The 19456-nt window shown below is 57.1% G+C and carries 11 protein-coding genes; all 11 read right to left on the bottom strand.

What is annotated here, in order from left to right; genetic code table 11:
• Window positions 1-759, bottom strand: a 759-nt coding sequence (locus I8J29_RS27980) for a hypothetical protein (protein WP_208850646.1), incomplete at its 3' end; no start/stop codon positions are given.
• Window positions 760-952: 193 nt separating this feature from the next.
• Window positions 953-1534, bottom strand: a complete 582-nt coding sequence (locus I8J29_RS27975) for a glycosyltransferase family A protein (protein WP_338113306.1) — start codon at window positions 1532-1534, stop codon at window positions 953-955.
• Window positions 1535-1805: 271 nt separating this feature from the next.
• On the bottom strand, window positions 1806-2534 hold the full coding sequence (locus I8J29_RS27970; protein ID WP_208850644.1) for a response regulator transcription factor: 729 nt from the start codon (window positions 2532-2534) through the stop codon (window positions 1806-1808).
• A 7-nt stretch (window positions 2535-2541) separates the two neighbouring features.
• The gene (locus I8J29_RS27965) at window positions 2542-3702 is read right to left on the bottom strand and encodes a sensor histidine kinase (RefSeq protein WP_208850643.1); all 1161 of its coding nucleotides are present in this window, start codon (window positions 3700-3702) and stop codon (window positions 2542-2544) included.
• Window positions 3703-3773: 71 nt separating this feature from the next.
• On the bottom strand, window positions 3774-6476 hold the full coding sequence (locus I8J29_RS27960) for a stalk domain-containing protein (protein WP_208850642.1): 2703 nt from the start codon (window positions 6474-6476) through the stop codon (window positions 3774-3776).
• Between the two features lie 149 nt (window positions 6477-6625).
• Window positions 6626-11044, bottom strand: coding sequence for an Ig-like domain-containing protein (locus I8J29_RS27955; RefSeq protein ID WP_208850641.1), 4419 nt, complete (start codon window positions 11042-11044; stop codon window positions 6626-6628).
• A gap of 246 nt (window positions 11045-11290) precedes the next feature.
• Complete coding sequence (metK, locus tag I8J29_RS27950) at window positions 11291-12499, bottom strand: methionine adenosyltransferase (protein ID WP_208850640.1); 1209 nt, start codon at window positions 12497-12499, stop codon at window positions 11291-11293.
• A 231-nt stretch (window positions 12500-12730) separates the two neighbouring features.
• Window positions 12731-12997, bottom strand: a complete 267-nt coding sequence (locus tag I8J29_RS27945) for an alpha/beta-type small acid-soluble spore protein (RefSeq protein WP_090642593.1) — start codon at window positions 12995-12997, stop codon at window positions 12731-12733.
• A 90-nt stretch (window positions 12998-13087) separates the two neighbouring features.
• The gene (locus I8J29_RS27940; RefSeq protein WP_208850639.1) at window positions 13088-13627 is read right to left on the bottom strand and encodes a hypothetical protein; all 540 of its coding nucleotides are present in this window, start codon (window positions 13625-13627) and stop codon (window positions 13088-13090) included.
• A 199-nt stretch (window positions 13628-13826) separates the two neighbouring features.
• On the bottom strand, window positions 13827-16325 hold the full coding sequence (locus I8J29_RS27935; protein WP_208850638.1) for a hypothetical protein: 2499 nt from the start codon (window positions 16323-16325) through the stop codon (window positions 13827-13829).
• 112 nt (window positions 16326-16437) lie between these two features.
• Window positions 16438-19272 carry an S-layer homology domain-containing protein gene (locus I8J29_RS27930; RefSeq protein ID WP_208850637.1) on the bottom strand — a complete coding sequence of 945 codons (2835 nt, stop codon included), beginning with the start codon at window positions 19270-19272 and terminating at the stop codon, window positions 16438-16440.
• Window positions 19273-19456 lie beyond the last annotated feature (184 nt).

Below are 19456 nucleotides of genomic sequence, written 5' to 3'. Positions count from 1 at the left end.
GACGAGGCGCGACAACGCCGCCTCCAGACGCCCGCCCGCCAGACGCCCGCCGGGCCAGCGCGCCGCGACCTGCAGCGCGTGGCCGAGCGGGAGCGGCACCGGCCACGCGACCAGCCGCACCGTCTCGCCGCCCATCGCATCCCCGGGGCGCCCGCCCTCTCCCTCCCCGGCCCGCTCCGCCTCGCTCCTCGCACGATGCACCGTTCCGTCTCCGAACCGGCCCATCGGCGTCCCATCCTCGCTTTGCTTCTCCTTGTCCTGCCTCATCGCCGCCCGCTCCGCCTCGCTCGTCCCAAGACTCGCTCCTCCGAACCGGTCCATCGGCGTCCCATCCTCACTTTGCTTCTCCTTGTCGCGCCTCATCGCCGCCCGCTCCGCCTCGCTCGTCCCAAGACTCGCTCCTCCGAACCGGCCCACCGGCGTCCCCTCCTCGCTTCGCTTCTCCTTGCCCCGCCTCATCGCCGCCCGCTCCGCCTCGCTGGTCCCAAGACTCGCCTCCTCTGCTCCGAACCGGCCATCGGGCGCGTCTCCCGCTCCTTGCTTCTCCCGAATCCCGCTCGCGGCCGCCCGCCCACCCGCCTCATCGGGCGCCCAGCTCGCTTCAGCTCCGCGCCGCTCGCAATCCCACCGCATCGCCGCCCGCTCCGCCTCCGCCCGATAACCGGCGTCCAACCAGTACGCGAAATCCACTTCGGGCGCGATCGTCCAGCCCGCCCATGAGCCGGCGGGCGTCGCCGCCGCGTATACCGTCACGTTCATCGTCAACATCCTCCATTCGGCTTCGTCCCGAAAACGCCAAAAAAGCACACCCCGACCGCCTTCCGGCAGTCGAACGGGTGTGCTTCACGCGTTTCGATCTTCAGTTGTGTCGATTATACCTCGCCCTCCTCCGCTGCGCAACGGTTCGGCCTCCAGCCAACCGCATGCCCCGCGGTCGCCGTCCGCCACCGCCTCAAAACGGCAGCTTCGACAAATCCGCCGGGTCGCGCAGATCGATGAGCACCGCATGCTCCTTCGCGGAGACGACGCCTTCCGCCTGCAGCATCCACAGCAGGTGCGTCGGCTCGAACGGCTTGCCGTCCTTGCCCGCCGGCTTCGCGCCCCGACGAAACCGTTTCCATTTTCCGGAGCGTCCAATTCCCGTTGTCGCTTCTTCTCCCCCGAGCGCACGCGTATCGGCAGCGGCATCGGCGCCTTCCCCGGCTTTCGCCTCGCTTGCGGGCCTGCCTTCGGCATCCGCGGGCAGACGACTTCCGCCATGCACCTGCACGTTCATCCCCTGCTTCGCGAACGCCCGCGCGATTTGTATCGTATCGTCCTGCGAGCCGTTATCCACGACGGTGACCTTCACGTCGGTCCCGGTCAGGTGCGAGAATCGGCGAAGCGAACGCATATACCATTCCATCCGCGGTTCTTCGTTGCCGGCGATGAGCACGTAATGCTTGACGCTTCGTTCGCGGCCCAAGCGAAAAGCCGAGCAGACGTAGACGACGATCGCCGCCAGCACGTAGCAGCCCACGATCCATAACAGCACCGATATCAAAGGCGTCCACCTCCTTTTTGTGACATCATATGCCGCGCCGCGCCCAGAGGTTACGGAGCGCCGAGGACGAGCCGGCCCAATCTGCGGCCCCCCGTCCGGCCCTCGTTTTTTTAGCGGCCGGAGACGTAATGCCCCCGCACTTCCCGCTCCTTCCGGCTCCTTCCATCCCCTTTCAACCGCTTCCCATCCTGCCTCCCCGCATGCGCGCAAAAAAGGCTCCCGCACAAAGCGGAAGCCTTCTTCGATCGTATGTATGCCTGACTTAAAGCGTAACCCAGCCGAACTTGATGGAGTTGATGACGGCCTGCGTGCGGTCGTCGACTTCCATTTTCTGCAGGATGCTGCTGACGTGGTTTTTAACGGTTTTCTCGCTGATGAAGAGGAATTCCCCGATCATCTTGTTGCTCTTGCCTTCCGCCATCAAGCGAAGCACCTCGGCCTCGCGGCGCGTGAGCGGATTGTCCTCGCTCGGGATGAACTTGACGCCGGTTTCGCGCGCTGCCGCCGCGCCCGAGGTCGAGCCGATCTCGTCGAGGTACGTCATGCGGCGAAGCTGGTTGATCAGTTTGCCCGTTACTTTCGGATGGATGTACGCATAGCCGTTTACGACGGATCGAATCGCATTCGCCAACGCTTCGGCTTCCATGTCCTTCAAGAGATAGCCGCTTGCTCCCTTGCGAAGCGTCTCGAAGACATAGCTCTCGTCATCGTGAATCGAAAGAATAATGACTTTCACGTCCGGGAAAATGTCCCGCAGCCGTTCCGTCGCCACCACGCCGTTCTCGATCGGCATGTTGATGTCCATCAGGACGACTTCCGGCTTGTTCTCGTTGCAGAATTCCAGCACTTGGATGCCGTCGTTGCATTCGCCGATGACTTCCAAGTCGTCTTCCATATTCAGAATCCGCTTAAGCCCTTCGCGGAACAGCTGATGGTCATCCGCGATCAGGACCTTGATTTTGCGCTTGCCGCTCGAAGCTTTGAATTCCATTCGTTAGTTACTCCTTTCTAGATTCCGCGTTGATGGGGATATGGATCGTGATTTTGGTGCCTTCGTTGATTGCGGATTCGATCTCCATCCTCCCTTCGAGCAGTTCAACCCGCTCTCGCATGCCGATCAGACCGAAATGCGCGCTGTTCTTCGCCTTGGACTCGATCTGATTCGGATGAAACCCGACTCCGTTGTCCTTGACGACAATTTTCACCATTTGCGCCTGGTAGGTCATTTCGAGCGTCACATAGGTCGGATTCGCGTGCTTGAACGCGTTGCTGTACGCTTCCTGCACCATGCGGTAGATGGCGGCTTCCATGGCCGACGGGAGCCGCAGCTCCTTGCCGATCGTTTCGAACCGCGTTCGAATCTTGTTTTTTTCTTCGTAATCTTGAATATATTTGCGAAGCGTTGGCACTAGACCGAGATCGTCGAGCGCCATCGGCCGCAGGTTGAAGATGATTTTGCGAATTTCTTCGATGCCGGAACGCACTTGGCTTTTCAAATCTATTAATTCGTCCTGCACGATTTGAAATTCCTGCTTCATCAGCATGCGTTCCGCAATTTCCGTCCTAAGCACTATATTCGCAAGGGACTGGGCGGGACCGTCGTGAATCTCCCGCGCGATCCGTTTGCGCTCTTCTTCCTGGGCCAAAATAATCTTGAGCCCGATTTGCTGTCGGTTCTTGGCGGATTCCAGAATGCGCGTCACCTGGTTCAAATCTCCTGCCAAGTACTCCAGCACCACGTTGATTTTGGACGCGATGGATTCCGCCCGCTCGATGGATTTCTCCACGTTGCGGACCCGCTTCTGCAATTCGTCGCGCCGGGCCTTCAGATACGTTTCCTTCTCGCGGAACATCATCAGCTCCAGCTGGAGCTGCGTCGCTTTTTCGTACGCCGTTTTGATGTCCTCTTCTTTATATCGGACGAAGTCCCGGCTAACTTCAGTCAGCCGGATCCTCGCCCTGCGGTAGTCGAGCTCGAGCTTGTCGACTTTGTCGATGATTTCCCCGGTTTCGGCCAGCACTTGGTTCAGTTCCTGGCTTAGGGAATACATTTCCTTGCGCGCCGATTCGCAGATCTCGAAGATTTGATACTTGCTGTCCTCCATGACCAAGACGGCGTTCTTTATGACGCGATCGATATCGTCTACGCGAAAATCCATCCGATAACGGCCCACTTTCTGCTTAATCTACTAAATCTATCATAGCATAGATTCAGAGGCAGGCATCCATATCATTCGACGGTAATCGTGCCCATTTTTCCATCCCAATTTACAACTAGGCCCAATTGCTCGGAAACGAGCCGGATCGGGACCAGCGTACGTCCGCTGCGGGTCATCGGTGCGACTTCGGACTGCTTGCGCTCTCCGTTCAGCACATACTCCTTGCTGCCGACCCACATATCCATCAGCTGGCTCCCGCGCAGCACGGAGACGCGCTTCAGCACGGCGTCCCAATCGACTTGGGCGCCCATCGCCTCGGTCACGAAGCGAAGCGGCAGGTACGTCGTGCCGTCCAGCAGCAGCGGCGCCACGTCGAGCTTGTAGGCCTTGCCGGCGACCGTCGCGTTCTTCGAGCCGATCTTCAGGCCGATCTTCTCGCGCGGCGGCTCCGGCGCGAGCGCCGGGTATTGGAACGCGACGTTGTCGAACCCGATCGCGCCCGTCAAGGCGCGCTCGTCCTGTCCGTCCTCCAGCGACGCGACATACAGGCGCTTCAGCGTGACCGGCGCGGGCATGCCTTCGGCCGCCAGGTTGACCTTGATCGTCTTCCAGCCGGTCCAGTCCACTTGCTTGGCCAGCGTGATCAGGTGCGCCGCTCCCTTGCCGTCGATGAACTCGGCGCGCGCCCAGTTGAGGCTGCCGTCGCCCATGACGTCGATGCTCATGCCGGACGGGCTGCCGTCCACTTTCCGGCCCGTGCCGTTCAGGACGGCATAAGCGGCCTTCGTCCCGCTTCCGTTGGTAAAATCGTACTGCAGCTGCACGACGCTCGTACTATTCGTGCCGGGCAGTCCCGACACGACCGAGGCCGTCCCACCTACACCATTCGTACCTTGGAACGAAATTGGATAGGTCTGGTTCTCGAAATCGTCGAATTTTTTATCCGCGCCCGTCGCAAGCACGGCCATTGTCGAAAATCCGTCGTAGCGGGCGATGACGTACCCGGCCTTCGCCGTCGGGCTCACCGCGCCGATCGTCAGCGTGCCGTCGTTCACGGCGCCCGTAAAGCCGCGCAGCTCCCATTTGACTGAGGACGCCGGAACGGTCAGCTGGCGGCCGTCCTTCAGCGTCGCGCTGACCGGAAGCGCCATGGACTTGCCTGCCTCCAGCACGAGCGAGCCCGCGCCGATCGTCATCGAGGCGATATCGGCGCCGCTCACGATCTCGACCGGGAGCTTGTCGCTGACCGCGCCGGACTTGACCGTGATCGTCGCGGAGCCCGCCTTCGCCGCGGTGAACGTATTGCCCGAGAAGCTGCCGAGCGCGGAGCCGACCTGCCAGGTCGGCTGCAGCGTGCCGGGATCGATCGGGTTGTAATAGTTGTCGTACGCCTTCATCGCGTAGGACGCCTGCTGGCCGACGAACAGCACGCTGCTGCCGCTGGCTTTGATGCCCATCAGCGTGCCGGCCGGCGCCGTCGAGAAGACGCCGAGCCCGTTCGCGACGAGCCGCTGCGTCGCGCCGTATTCCGTCGGGAACGCCAGCTGCGCCGCCGTCTCCCCGAGCGGGCGCGCGATCATCGTCGTGGAGCCGCCGCCGTCCAGGTTCATCCCTTTCCAGACGCCCGCTTGCACCATGATCTGCTGCAGCTCCGCCAGCGTCACGCCGAGGCTGCTGCCGCTGTCCTCCACGGTGACGATGAACGCCTTGGCGCCGTCCTTCGAATACCCGAGCGCCGTGCGCGCGCGGTCGCTGTTCGGGCTGATGCTGCTCGTGCTGCGGGAGAAGGCCGCCGCCGCGCCGTTGTTGACCAGAATCGTATGGCCGCCGATCAGCATTTGCAGCTGATTCGGGTCGATCTTCTGGCCGGTCGACTGCGCGACCAGGTTATAATTGACCGCGACCTGCGCCCCCACCTGCAGATGCGCGCGCGCGTACTCGGCCGCTTTGCCGTGCGTGCGCAGAATGATGCCGTCCGCCGGGATCGCGCCCGTAATCATGGCATTGTCGGCGAACTGCGTGACCACGCCGTTTTGCACGAGCACCTCCGTCGGCGTCGTGGAGCTGTCGCTCACGTCCGGTCTCGACTGCGTCCAGGCGCCCGTGTAGATGTACATCGCGTTGGCGTGGCTGAAGCCGTTGTCGGGCTCCGTCTTGTACGCCGCCTTGTTGATGCCGGACAGCGGGAAAGCCGAACCGTCGGCCGCCGTGACCGCCCCTTCAAAACCATATGTATCGATCGTCGGCTTATGATCGTTCGTCAGCGCGAACGCGTACATGCCGGTCAGCTGCGAAGGGCTCGTTACGAGCTGGCCGCCCGTCACCTCCGCGCCGATCGGATTGCCTTTGCCGCTCGCCGTATTGAAATAGTCCCCGTTCACGCCCGCGACCGCCCCGGTCTGGCCGACCATGTTGGCCACGGAGCCGACGCTCGTCACCGAACCCGCCTTGCCGTTCATGACGTCGAGCTTCACGTACGGATTCGTCAAATCCACCTCGATGACGTGCACGTACGACGGTTTTGCCCCTGCCTTGCTTACCCATGTATAATCGACGCGTTTCGCGCCGGACGTAATCATTTCCGCGTTCGTTTGCACCAGCTGCTTCACCGCCGCCTGCACGACGTTCGTGCCCGTGCCGCCTCCAGCGGCCGCCGCGAAGGCGGGCACCGCGATCGTCAGCGGCTGCGCCAGCAGCGTCGCCCCCAATGTCCATAGCAGCAAGCGTCTGCCGGCTTTGCCCGGCACCCGGTTCGGTTTCTGTTCGTCTCGCATGTCTCCTGCAACTCTCCCATCTCAAAGTCTAGTAGGTTAGACTATGAAACCGCTGGAAAAGTTACGTCTGATAGAAGAGTCCTATCAACAGCATTCGACCGACAAAAAAAAGCTATCCGAGCCGATTCGACCGGATAGCTGATAATTAGCTAGATATCGAGGAAATCCACGTTGGCCAGCAGCCGCTTCACCATGACCGCGGCCTCGGCGCGCGTCGCCTTGTTCTTGCCGCCGAACGACGTCGCCGTCTGGCCGGCGATGATGCCCGCCTGGACCGCCTTGGCGACGTCCGCCTGCGCCCACGTGCCGATCTTGCCGCGGTCGGCGAACTTCTTCAACGTGTCCGCCGCGGTGCCCTTGAGCGTGTATTGAACGCCCGCCGCCGCCGCCGCGCGCACCATCATCGTCGCCATCTCTTCCCGGGTGATCGGATTGTTCGCCTTGAAGCTGCCGTCCGTCATCCCCTGCACGATGCCGGACGTCGCCGCCGCGCCGATGTACGCCGCGAGCGCCGTGGACGTGTTGACGTCCTTGAACTTCGCCGCCGCCGACCGGTCGCCCGTCAGTCCGAGCCCTTTCGCGATGAACATCGCGAACTCGCCGCGCGTGATCGCTTTGTTCGGGGCGAACGCCGTGAGCGTGCTGCCTTCGACGATATACTTGTTCGCGAGGAGCTGGATGTCGTTGCGGGCCCAATGCTTCGCCAGATCGGTGAACTTGGCCGCGCCTTTCACGACGGCGTAGACGCTGTTGCCTTTGCGCTTGAACGTGACGACGGATTGACCGTTCGCCTGCGTTACCTGCGTCGGCACGTACGACAGCTTGTTCGTCTGCGGATCCAGCCACACGACCGCCACTTGCTTCCCGTCGAGGTTCGCGGGCGTCTTGATCGTGCGCGTGACGTAGCCGCTCAGGTTGTCGACGGGCTTCGTCTGGCCGTTGTTCGTCACCGCCAGCTGGAAGCTGACCGGGTTGACGAGCGACAGGGCGCCCGCGCTGCTCAGCTGCGCGTTCAGCGCCGAAGCCAGCGAACCGGCGTTGGTGTCGATGGAGACGACGAGCTGGCCGACCGCCCCGGCCGCGTTCATCATCTGCGCCAGCTGCGCGAAATTAAGCGCGCTGAGCGGGATGTCGTAGGTAACCGCCTTATAGGCCACGCCGATCGACGCGTTGGAAGCCAGCTTCTTGGCGTCCTCGAGCGCGCCGAGCGGCAGCGCGACGATCGCGGCGTTTTCCGTGCTCGGCACGGTGAAGACCACGCGCGGCACCGTGCCGCTGACGGACCTTACCGCGTTGTAGGCGGCCGTGACCTTCTCGGCCGTCAGGGCGTATTGGTTCGCCGGAATGCCGGCCGGGGACACCGTCGACGTCGTGAGCGCCGCGGAGGATTTGATCCCCAAGCCGCCGCCTTCCGCCGCCTCGTAGTCGCCCGACGTATTATCCGCCCAGGTCGTCTGGTTAGCGGCGCCCACCTCCGTGAACGAAGCCGGCAGAACGCCCGTGACGGAGCGAGGGCCGAGACCCGCGTTGCTATAGCTGACCTTCACCGCATCGCCGATCGCGACCGGCGTGTACAGGGACAAGACCACGCTGGACCCGCTGACCGAAGCGTTCGAAATCGGGCGCGACGCGTTGTTGACCTTGACCGAGAACTGCGACGTCGACGCCGGATAACTCGCGCTCAGCGCCGCCGAGAAGCTGACGGTGACCGTGCCGCCCTTCGCGATAATGCCGTTCAGGACCAGCGACGAGGTTCCGCCGTTGTTGGCCGGCATGCTGCTAAACGTCGAGGCCGCGTTGCCGTACAGATCCGTTATGGCCGGCGTGCCGCCGACATAGGTGACCACGACGGAATCGCCCGTCGAGATCGCCGTCGAGAGCGACAGCAGCACTTGCGAACCGCTGACGTTCACGCTGTAGACCGACCGGGACGCGCCGTTGACCGTGACGTAGAACGACGCCGCCGGCGGCGTCAGCGCCGTGTTCAACGCTTCGTTGTACGCGAGGGTGACGAGCGAGCCCGCGGCCGTTATGTATTGCAGCGCCGGCGCGCTCCGGTCCGTTCCGTTCTGCACGTAGAAATTGCTGAAGTTGGCGGCCGCGTTGCCCGCCAAGTCGCGCAGCGGGTAAGACTGCGCGTAATAAGAGACCGATACGGTCTGTCCCGACGCCGGCGCCGCGCCGCTGAAGGCCAGGAAGACGACGTTGCCGGAGCTCGAATAAGACGTGGCCGAGCGGTAACTGCCGTCGACGTAAACCGAGAATTGCGCATAGGCATACGAGTTGACCTGCGCGATCTCTTCGCTGAACGTCAGTACGATCGTGGTGCCGTTCAGCGAGCCGCTCACCTGGGAAGGCGCCGTCGTGTCCGGCACGTTCGTGACGTTAATGCCCGAGAAGCTCGCCGCCGCCGTGCCGTCCAGGTCCTTGATCGGATTCGAGCCGGCCGAGTAGGATACCTTGACGACCTGCCCGTAGGACACCGCGCTCTGCAGCGTCAGCGTCACGACTCGGCCGCTAATGGCCACGTCCGTGACCGCGCGCGCCGCGGTGTTTACTGTTACGTAAAAATTCGCCGTCGCCGGCTTTGCGGCATCCCGCGTGTCCAGGTTTTCGTTGAACGTGATCGCGATTTTGTTCGTGCCGACGAGCGCCGCGCTAGTTACCGTCGGAGGGCCGTACGACGAAGCGGACGTCCGGAACGCCCAGCCGTACTGGTTCAGTATCCCGTCGAACGCATTGCCGGCCAGATCGGTGACCGCTTCCGGCGAGATTTCCGCATAATAGTCCGTGTTGCCCGCCATCGTGCTGTTCACCGTGATCAGGAGCTTGCGGTTGTTGTTCGGATCGATGGCATACGTAGTCGTCAGCGGCGAATTGCCCGTGCCGCTCACCCGTTTGACTGTGATTGCCGCTCCGCTCGTGCCCAGCATGATCGGTTCGCTGAACGTCGCTTCCAGCTGCGTGCCCTGAAGCGGTACGTTCTGCGCCCCATTCGCCGGTACCTGGAGCACGAGCGAAGGCTTGTCGCTATCCTGCGTCACCGTGAACGACCACGCGCTGGAGCCGGACAAGCCGGCGAAATAATTCCCTTTGGCGTCCGAGAACGCTTGCCCGCCGATTTCGACGTAGTACCGCGCGTTGTCCGCATACGTTTTGCTCGTATCCGTAACGGTGATCTTCGTCGTGCCGCCGCCGGTGACTTTCGAAGACGTTACGGGAATGCTCGCGAACGCATTGCCCGACGGCAGCGAGCGAACGACGATGTTCCCCGTGCCCGGATAGACCGGCTCGGAGAAATTCATCTCCAGGCTGACCGTCCTCGTCGCCTGCGTGCCGAGCGGCTTCCGGTCCGCGAGCAGCGTCGGCGGCGTCGTATCGTTGCCGGGATCCGTAACGAAGCTCCAAGCCCGCGCATCCGAGATGCCCTGGAACAGCTTCGACGAATCGCCGGCATCCTTGAAGGCGCCCGCGTCGATCAGCACGTAGAAGCCGGTATTCGGCGCCAAATCGGAAGGCGGATCGATGACGACGTCCGTTCCTCCGGTCGACGCGTTCGGCACGTACGACACGCTGCCCGAGTTCGCGCCGATGTTTTGCACTGTCGTATTGTCGGCGACTTTATTAATGGTGATCATCCCCGTATTGGCGGCCACCGCGCCGGGGAAACTCAAAACAAGATTCGTCGTCACGCTGACCGAGTAGGCGTTGTCCGCCGGCTTCAGTACGGGCGTGCCGAGCGGCGGCGCCGTCGTCGTAAAGTGCCATCTCGACCCGTCGACGCCGCCGAACGGATTGCCGGCCGCGTCCTGGAACGCGCCGCTTGGCACGCTGACTTCATACGTGCTGCTGCCGTTCAGTACATTGGGCAGCGTGACGTTGATCGTCGACGTCGAGCTGCCGCTCACGCCGACGGAATTGACGCTGATGACTTGACTATCCCAGGATTGGCCGACGTTCTGCACCGTAATCGAGCCGCTGGCCGCGAAGACCGGTTCGTTGAAGCTCAGCTTCAACGCCGTGCCGACGCCCGCCGTTCCGCCGTTTGCGGGCGAGAACGGATTGGACGCGGCCAAGGCAGGAGCCGTCGTATCGGCCGCGGCGACCGTCGTGAAGCTCCAGCCGACCGCGCTCGTCAAGCCGGCGAAGTTGGCATTGTTGCTTTCGTTCGCGAACGCGCCCGCGTCGATCGTGACGTAATAGCTCGTATTGAGCGCGAAGTTCGAGCTCGGCGAGATCGTCACGACGTTCCGGTTGGCCCCCGTGCCGATCGAGACCCGGCTGTCGGTCGCGACGACATACGATTCGAACAACGCGTTGTCCAGCTGCTTGCGAATTTGGATCGTCGCGCTGCCCGTCCCTTTGCGGACGTTCTCGTCGAACGTCAGCTTCAAATTCGTGTTCGTCGGCACGTTGGCCGTGCTCGGCAGCGGCGAGATATTGGCGATGACCGGTCCGCTCGTCGCCGCCTCCGCCCGCTTCGGTCCGGCGGCGAGGCCGCCGATCGCAACCTGCAGCACCAACAGGGCCGCAATAATAAAGGATACTGCTCTGCGCATACGCATCATATGACCCACTCCCCAACTAAAGACACTCGTATAATAGTTGTCGGCGTGGAACGGAACGAAATGAAGACGAATGCCGAAAAAGGGCGGTTTGACACGCTTTCTCGAACGGAAGGCGAGAGGAAGGGAAAGGAAAAACCTTGGCGAGATGAGGGTAAGAAAAGGCGGGATAGCCAGGCGGGATAGCCGAAACAAGAGGCAAAAAAGCCGCTCCGTTGAAGGAGCGGCTTCCACTCGCGCGAGGTCGTCTTAACGAATCGCCAGCGCGTCGGCTTTCAGTTGTTCGGCTTTGTCCACGCGCTCCCACGGAGCATCGATGTCCGTGCGGCCGAAGTGGCCGTACGCAGCCGTCTTGCTGTAGATCGGGCGGCGCAGATCCAGCATTTTGATAATGCCGGCCGGGCGCAGATCGAAGTTCTTCTTGATGACTTCCACGAGCACTTCTTCGTCGACTTTGCCCGTCCCGTACGTATCCACGTTGATGGATACCGGGTTAGCTACGCCGATCGCGTAAGCCAGTTGGATTTCGCATTTCTCGGCCAAGCCGGCTGCGACGATGTTCTTCGCCACGTAACGAGCCGCATAAGCCGCGGAACGGTCGACCTTTGTCGGATCCTTGCCGGAGAATGCGCCGCCGCCGTGGCGAGCATAGCCGCCGTACGTGTCGACGATGATTTTGCGGCCCGTCAGGCCGGCGTCGCCTTGCGGTCCGCCGATAACGAAGCGGCCCGTCGGGTTAATGAAGTATTTCGTTTCGCCGTCCAGCCATTCAGCCGGAACGACGGGCGCGATGACATGTTTGCGGATATCCGCTTGGATTTGCTCCAGCGAGATTTCTTCCGCGTGCTGCGTGGAGACGACGATGGCGTCGACGCGCTTCGGTTTGCCGTCCACGTATTCGATCGTCACTTGCGTTTTGCCGTCCGGACGCAGGTATTCCAGCGTGCCGTCTTTGCGGACTTCGGACAGACGGCGCGAGATGCGATGCGCCAGCGCGATCGGCAGCGGCATAAGTTCCGGCGTTTCGTTCGACGCGAAGCCGAACATCAAGCCTTGGTCGCCTGCGCCGATATCTTCGTTTTCTTGGCGAACGTCTACGCCGTCGCGGGATTCCAGCGCGGCGTTAACGCCTTGCGCGATGTCCGCGGATTGCTCGTTCAGCGACGTCAGTACGGCGCACGTGCTGTAGTCGAAACCGTATTTCGCGCGGGTATAACCGATATCTTTGATCGTGCGGCGCACGATGGCCGGAATATCGACGTAATCCGCGCGGCTGCTGATTTCGCCGATCACCAGCACCAGACCTGTAGCGACGGAAACTTCGCACGCAACGCGCGCGTAAGGGTCCACTTCAAGAAAAGCATCCAGTACCGCGTCAGAAATCTGGTCGCAGATTTTATCGGGATGCCCTTCCGTCACGGACTCGGACGTGAACAAATGGCGTCCTTTGAGAGACATGAACCTCAACCTCCTGTACTTCGTTGTTCTAAGTAATAATGCATAACCAATCATGATTGCTGGGACTCTATAAGACATCGTCGTCCCATACCGGGATCTAACGCTGAACGTTTCGATTCCAAAAAATGAACCTTTTCCGATGTGGAAAAGGTCTCATTAAGAACTCTCTAAAGTATGATACCGAAGATGTCGCTTGGTGTCAATGGCTGACAGCGGTTTGCAGGACGGGATTTACAGCCCGTTTAAGACCTTCTCGGCTTGCTGGACAAGTCTTCTCGTGATGTTGCCGCCGATATAGCCGGCATCGCGCGTCGCGATCTGCGACCAGTTCACGTGAGCGCCGCCCGCACCGGACGTACCGCCTAATTCGGATGCGAATTCCGTATCCGCGCCGCCTGCGCCACCGGTCATGAGGCCGAGCTCGGCTGCCAATTCATACTTCATTTGATCCAACGCTTGCGCACATTCGGGAACCAGTTTGCGATTGCTTCTCGACATTCGTAAGCACCTCCTAATGGGATGCTTCTAGTGTGCGCGGTTGTCCGCGTTCCGACGCGGATCACTTGTTGTCAGTACGGGTAAAATTAGTTACTTCGCTAGCGCCTGCGACGTATACGTGCCTCGAACCATGACGGTCAAGCCCGTCTTCTGGCCCGGCGCCGGCGTGACGCCGCGGCCGCCGCGCGGGAATAAGATGAGGTGATTGTTCGGGACCGACTTGCCGTTCGTAATGTCCGTCCCGTCCGTCAGGTCGGAAATGCCGTTGCTGTCCGTGCTGTAGGCCACCGCTTTGCCCGCCCGCACGATAAATTCCGCGCCGTCCTTGGCGATCAAAACCTTGCCGACCGGCACCGTCACGACTTCGACCTGCTGAAACCCGCCGCCTCCGCCGCTTTGTCCGGCGCCCGTCTGTCCGCCGCCTCCGCCGCCCTGCTTGGCGAGTTCCGCCTTCACCAGATCGGCGACTTGCTTATCGATGTAGCTCTTCGTGACGATCGGGTCGTTCACGGAGCCCGGAACGACCGAAGCGCTATCGCCCTCCGCAAGCGTCGGAAGCTTCAGTCCAATCCACAATGCCGCTCCGACGACCGCCACGGAAAGCGCCAGTTTCTTGCCCGTAAATCTCACGATTTCGTCCTCCTTGCCCATCCTTCGCGTTTTCTTTCCTTAGTTTAACAATACTAGACTTATATCGGCACGTCGACTTCATTTCATGAAAAAGAGCCGGTTTTGGGTACCGGCTCTTCTCGCGATTGGTTTAATGGGTCGCTTTTCTACGGTGTAGTCGTAAACCAGTTCATTTCTTTGCTGGCCAGCCAGCATATTATTAGAGATTAGATCCGGCAGTATTTACTTTTTGAGAGGCGAGCAATTTTTTATGCCCTTGGAATTCATCGTACACATTTACGGTGAACTCACGGTAAATCGTTCCCCAAAGCTTCTGATCTTCGAAAGAAACAGATGCTTTTTGGTCTTCTCCCACAACTAAGGCACCATTACCGGTCTCGAAATCAAAAGACTGCTCATATTTATTTCCTTGATCTTCGACCTCGACCACAAGCTTATGGGCTCCCGCCGTTTTTTCAAACTCTTTAATCTTGGCTAAATCATACGTGAAATCAATATTCAATTTATAGGCGTCCTGCAAGTTTGGAGATAGCTTTTTCAATGTAATCTGATACGGATTGACAACTAAGTCTTCGAATGTGGACTTGACATCGGTATTCTCTGTTGGCAATTGATAATTCACCGCGTTGATGAAACCGTCCGGCGTTCCGTCTGGAGCTGTAAATTGACCTTGCGTAATGCCTTGCCCGATCACAAGCTGTGCATTCGTCAGATCATAATCCTCTGGAAAACTTGCATAGGCCATAACTTGACTTGCTTTGTTAAAGGTTACTTTATCCTTGATATTTAAGAAAGTAGCTGGCACATAACTGCCGTCTTTCATTTTAAAATAAGCCTGCAGGTTGGCAAGATTCGAGAATCGTTGTTCTAAACTCGTATAGTCGAATTCAGCGTAAAGCAGCTTCGTTTTATCATCTTCATTTTTATAAGTTTGGATTTGCGCCAACTTCAGGTCGGCGGAGCGGCCGCTCCCCGTTATCTTCATGCTGTTCGAAGCTAATACAAGAGGAAGTTGCATGGAATTTGCCGTTAATGCAAAGCTGCCGATCGTAGTTGCCCCGGCTCCGTCCTCGCCGTTCACCTCGGATAAGACGACGTTTACGTTCTTGGACAAGAATGTATATGGAATCTTCGTACTCACAATATACGTTGTCGTGCCAAGGTTATTCAGTGCGACATTTTGATCGGTCTTTATCAACTGAACGTTCTTATCGTCAACCGTATACCCTTCCACTTGAATAGTAGCTTTCAAATTAGGTAACGACTTCGTATTCGCCTCAGGGTTACGCACTGTTATCATGGCGTTGATAAGATCCTGATCTCCCCACGGCAAACGTTCTCCATGAGTGACAGAAAATTCTAGCATGCCTTGTTGGGTCATGTATTTAACGGTTCCTGTAGTGGTTCCGGATCCCGTCGATTTAGGCGGTACTTGAAATAAGCCGACAGCAAAACCTTTCTTATTCTCATCGCTAGTTTTACGAATGATTAGTTTCAAACTATTCGACTTTGCATTCGCAGGAAGCGTGAACTGCAGGTACTGCTCTTTAGCAATATTCGGAGATAACTCCAGCGCGGTCGTTTGAGTTTGCGTTTGTTTTGCCGGGTACATGGCGCCATCGCTGGTCAATATGTAATAGCTATAGTTAGGCAATGTGACCGAATTTTTACCGATATTATTGAAATTCAAATACATCGATAATAGCTGAGTATTGCCATCCTGGCTGTAATAGGCATCTCTGATTTTTGTATTTATAAGCGTCGAATCAATAGTCAGCTTTCCGGATGTTCCTGGTTTTACATAAACCTTATCCAATGACAAGGCTTTAATCTGATAAGAAGCCACAGGAGACTCGACTTTGGTTTCATCATTCATTCCTGTAACAATGAGTTGCATATTAGGATCTATCTTCGTAGTGGGAAGCGTGCCGAACAGCTGAATCTCTTTCGACCCGCCAGGAGGCAGCTGTTGGTCGGCAGTCGTTTCGACGCTTAGTTTGCTTAACGTCCCGCCGGATCGCTTGATGTAGAAGTTCAAGTTATTAAGCGCTATGCTTTGTCCGCTGTAATTCGTCACCCGATAAACAAGCGCGCCTTCAAGCTGGCCATTAAGGGCAACAAATTGGGATTTGGCAAGGATACTACTCATTTTAAGACCGCCGTATTTCACAACCTTACCCGTCGCTGCTGGAACAACCGGATTATAACCGGACGGTACGGAAGCTTCGCCAATATTGCGAGTATAATCAGGTTGACTGAAGTCCCACTTCACAACTCTAAATTTAAAATCCGATAAGTTCATAGATGCGTTGACCTTAGCCGTAAAGTGAAAATCAGTCGAAGTCTTCGAGACAATCTTATTTTTCTTTGTATCCCGATCGTCCATCTTTATGGTGTACTTGCTTCCGCCTTTCGTCCACAGTTCCACCCAATAATCCGAAAAATCAAGCTCTGATTTGGCGTTATTGTACACCGTAACCGTAAAATAGGCTGTTTTTTCATTGTTTCCATATAAAAACTGTAAATCCGTGACCTGTGCGTAGCTACCGCCGCCCAGACTAATAGCTTTTATTTTGTTTACGGCTGCGGAACTAACGGTCGCCGCAGAAACGGATAGGGGCTGGAGTAATCCAGCAGTAGGCAACAGAACCGTTGAAGCGATTAACATCGACATTCCTGCACGTTGAAGCTTTCGCATCCATTCATCATCCTTTTTTAGATTCTACCAATATAGACGAATATAGGTGCGAAAAGTTTCAGCAAAAAAAACAGGACCGATTACTCGGTCCTGTTTTTTACTATAAGGGCTATTACTTAACAACTACTTGGAACGAAATGTTCTTACCGTTCGAAGTCAGTGCCGTAACGCTGAACGTGTCACCAGCAACAACCGTGGACTTAGTTGCGTCCGCAGCATCGATTACGTGGTTGTTAGCTACGCTCGTGATGTAAACTTTCGAGAATGCCGTAGGAATTACAACGCCGTATTGGTCGGTCGTTTTGGTTGCCGCCGCTACCAGGGTTTGAACTTCAGCCGCAGTGTCGACTTTTGCTTTAGCAGCCGACAGAACGCTATCGGATTCTTTAGTAGCATCGTCAGTCGATTGCAGTTCAAGTTTGTCAGCAGCAGATGCAGCTTTCGAAACTTTAATGTTTTTGGTGATAGGTTGTTGGTTGGAACCAATAATGGTTACAACATAAACGCCCGTTACATCACCGTCTTTCAACTGATCAGCTGTCAGGTTAGCATGCAGCTTGTTCGTGTCAACATCTACATTCAAGCCGCTAGTGATGCCGTCAACCGTGAAGTAGGAGTTTGGAACAGCTACTTTCGAGCCGTCAGCCAGAACACCATTTACGGTAACTTGAACATCATGTGCACCCGTACCATCGCCGTTCAGGATCGACGTCACATCTGGGGACTCATAAGATGCGAGGTCAGCCTGTTCTACGACTTTAGAAGTGTACGTATATGCGCTGCCTTGAACGTCTGTCCAAGTACCTTCAACGTTCTTCTGCAGTGCTACCGTGATAACGGACGATCCTTTTGCCGCTGCAGTCAGCGTTTGTTTTGCTGCATCATAGGCAACTTTAGAAGAATCGGAAGAAGTAACGCTCAAACGGTAGTTGCCATTAGCAGTACCCCATGTTGGAGTGAAGTCGCGGCCATATTGGTCCTTGACAACAACGTTGTCTGTATCCAGAGCTACGACAGCCGACTTAGCCAATTGTGTTGCCAGGTCTTTCGTGCCGGTGACTACCGTTGCAACTGCCGAATCTACTACGCTCAGGTTCAAGTTAAACACTTTGCCCGTACCCGAGATAATCGTAATCGTTACTGGACCTTTTGCAGTTACGCCGCTAAGAACCAGCTTAGGCGTTTTCTTCACATAGTCTTGAACGAATGCAAGCGTACCTGCGCTCGAAGCTTTGGAAAGAATTGCACCGGAGTTGTTGATTGCACTTGCAGTCGTTACAGCTACACCGAATTGGTCAACAGCGCTGAATGGGATCTCGATGTCGGAGCCAGCTACTGCAACTGCAGGAGCGCTCAGCGACAGCGTATCGACTTTCACAGCGTCTTTAACGTTTACGTCGAACGATGCCGATTTACCGGACGTGACGGAGATGATGTTCACTTTAGCCGTACCTGCAGCTGGCGTGCCACCCAATTGGATTTTCAGAACGCCGCCATCCAGGTTCGCATCATAAGTTACAACATTAGCCGTTTTGCTAACGTCGACAACCGTTGGGTTGAACGATTGGATCAGCGTGTCTTGCTTGAAGATCGTTGGATCCGTGATTTTGTTGCCGTATTGGTCTTTAGCCGTAACTTCCAGGTAGAACGTCGACGCGTCCGAACCTACTGCCAGCGTGTTGCCGTCAGCATTGTACAGTTTGTCGATCGTCAGTTCAGCAACTTGCGCTCTGTCGGATACCGTCAGAGTCGTGGACGTGAACGTGCCCGTACCAGCATCAACTGCGCTTACCGTGAACTTTTGGTCTTTTACGAAAGCGATGTTAGCTTTCGTGTTGTCGAGTGTCAACACGCCGTTGGAAGCGAGTGTCGGCACGCCAGCAGCGGAAGTAACCGTCAGGCTACCAGCTTTAGCAGCTGTGATGTCTTCACCATATTGGTTGGATACTTTAACCGTCGTCGTAACGATTCTAGCGTCCGTACGGTTGAATACCGCTTTGTCGGAAAGGAATTCGATTTTAGTGACTTTCTCAGCTTCAACGGTAACTTTCGCCGAAACTTCTTTTTCAGCGCCTTTAGCCGTGATCGTGAGATCGCCAGTCAGCAGGTTGCTTGGGAACTCAAGCGTTGCCGACTTGTTGTCAGCAGCGAACGTCGTTTTCGAAACGTTCACAGCGCCGCCCGTAGCATTCTTCACTTCGAACGTTACTTTCGAAGCATCAACTGCTTTGTTCAGTTGAACTTCGATTTTCTTAACGCCTGCAACTTTAGCAGTGATTGCAAGCTCTTGTGCTTGCTCAGGCTTTGCAAGATCGTAAGTAACGTCTACCAGCAATTCACGCGTAGCGTTTGTTTGGTAGGAAGGAAGCTCAGGAAGAAGGCCTGCTTTAACAGCTGCAGCTACATAACCTTTCGCCCATGCGGATACTTTGCCGGATACTTCGCCTTCGATTGGCTCGAGGCCTGCAACCAGGTCAGCAACTTTCGCGATTTGCTCGATCGTTACTTGGCCGGATGGACCGAATTTGTTAGCGCCCAGACCGTTCATCAGTTTAGCTTCCGTGGAAGCGCCGATGAATGGAGCAGCCCAGTGAGTAGCCGGAACGTCCGTGTAGACTTTAGCCGCTGCAGTGTTTTCCGTAAGCTTAGCGAGCTTCGTAAGTACTTTCGCGAACTCAGCGCGAGTCATTTGCTTATCAAGACCTGCGGAACCGTCTGGGTAACCGTTGAAGATACCGAGCGCCTTCAGCGCATCGAATTTTTGTTGTGCAGTCAGTTCCGTTGTTGTTGGAGCCGCGTCAGCGAATGCAACGGACGCCGTTGTCAGCGTCATAGCTGCTGCTACTACGAGGGATAAACTTTTTTTCATAACCTTTTTTTCTCCTCCTCTAAATTGCTTCGGGTCTTGAGAGTTTTGTTTAGGATATTGTTTGCTCGAATGTCTCATTGGCCGATTCACCCCCTTTCACGAGTTGAGCATGTTCATATAAATTATGTCTGCAAAAAGTGACTCCATGTAGGAACTTGTCGCAGAATCTTGTAAATAAAAGAAGGCATGAAAAAAATGGTAGAGTCCAAACGCCACTTTAACATTATACAATGGGCACTTACTAGCGTAAAGAGCTAATTCA

Source organism: Paenibacillus artemisiicola (genome assembly GCF_017652985.1).
In the GTDB taxonomy this organism is placed as follows: Bacteria; Bacillota; Bacilli; order Paenibacillales; family Paenibacillaceae; genus Paenibacillus_Z; species Paenibacillus_Z artemisiicola.
Note: the sequence above shows the minus strand (reverse complement) of the source record. Positions and strands in the feature narration are given on the sequence as shown.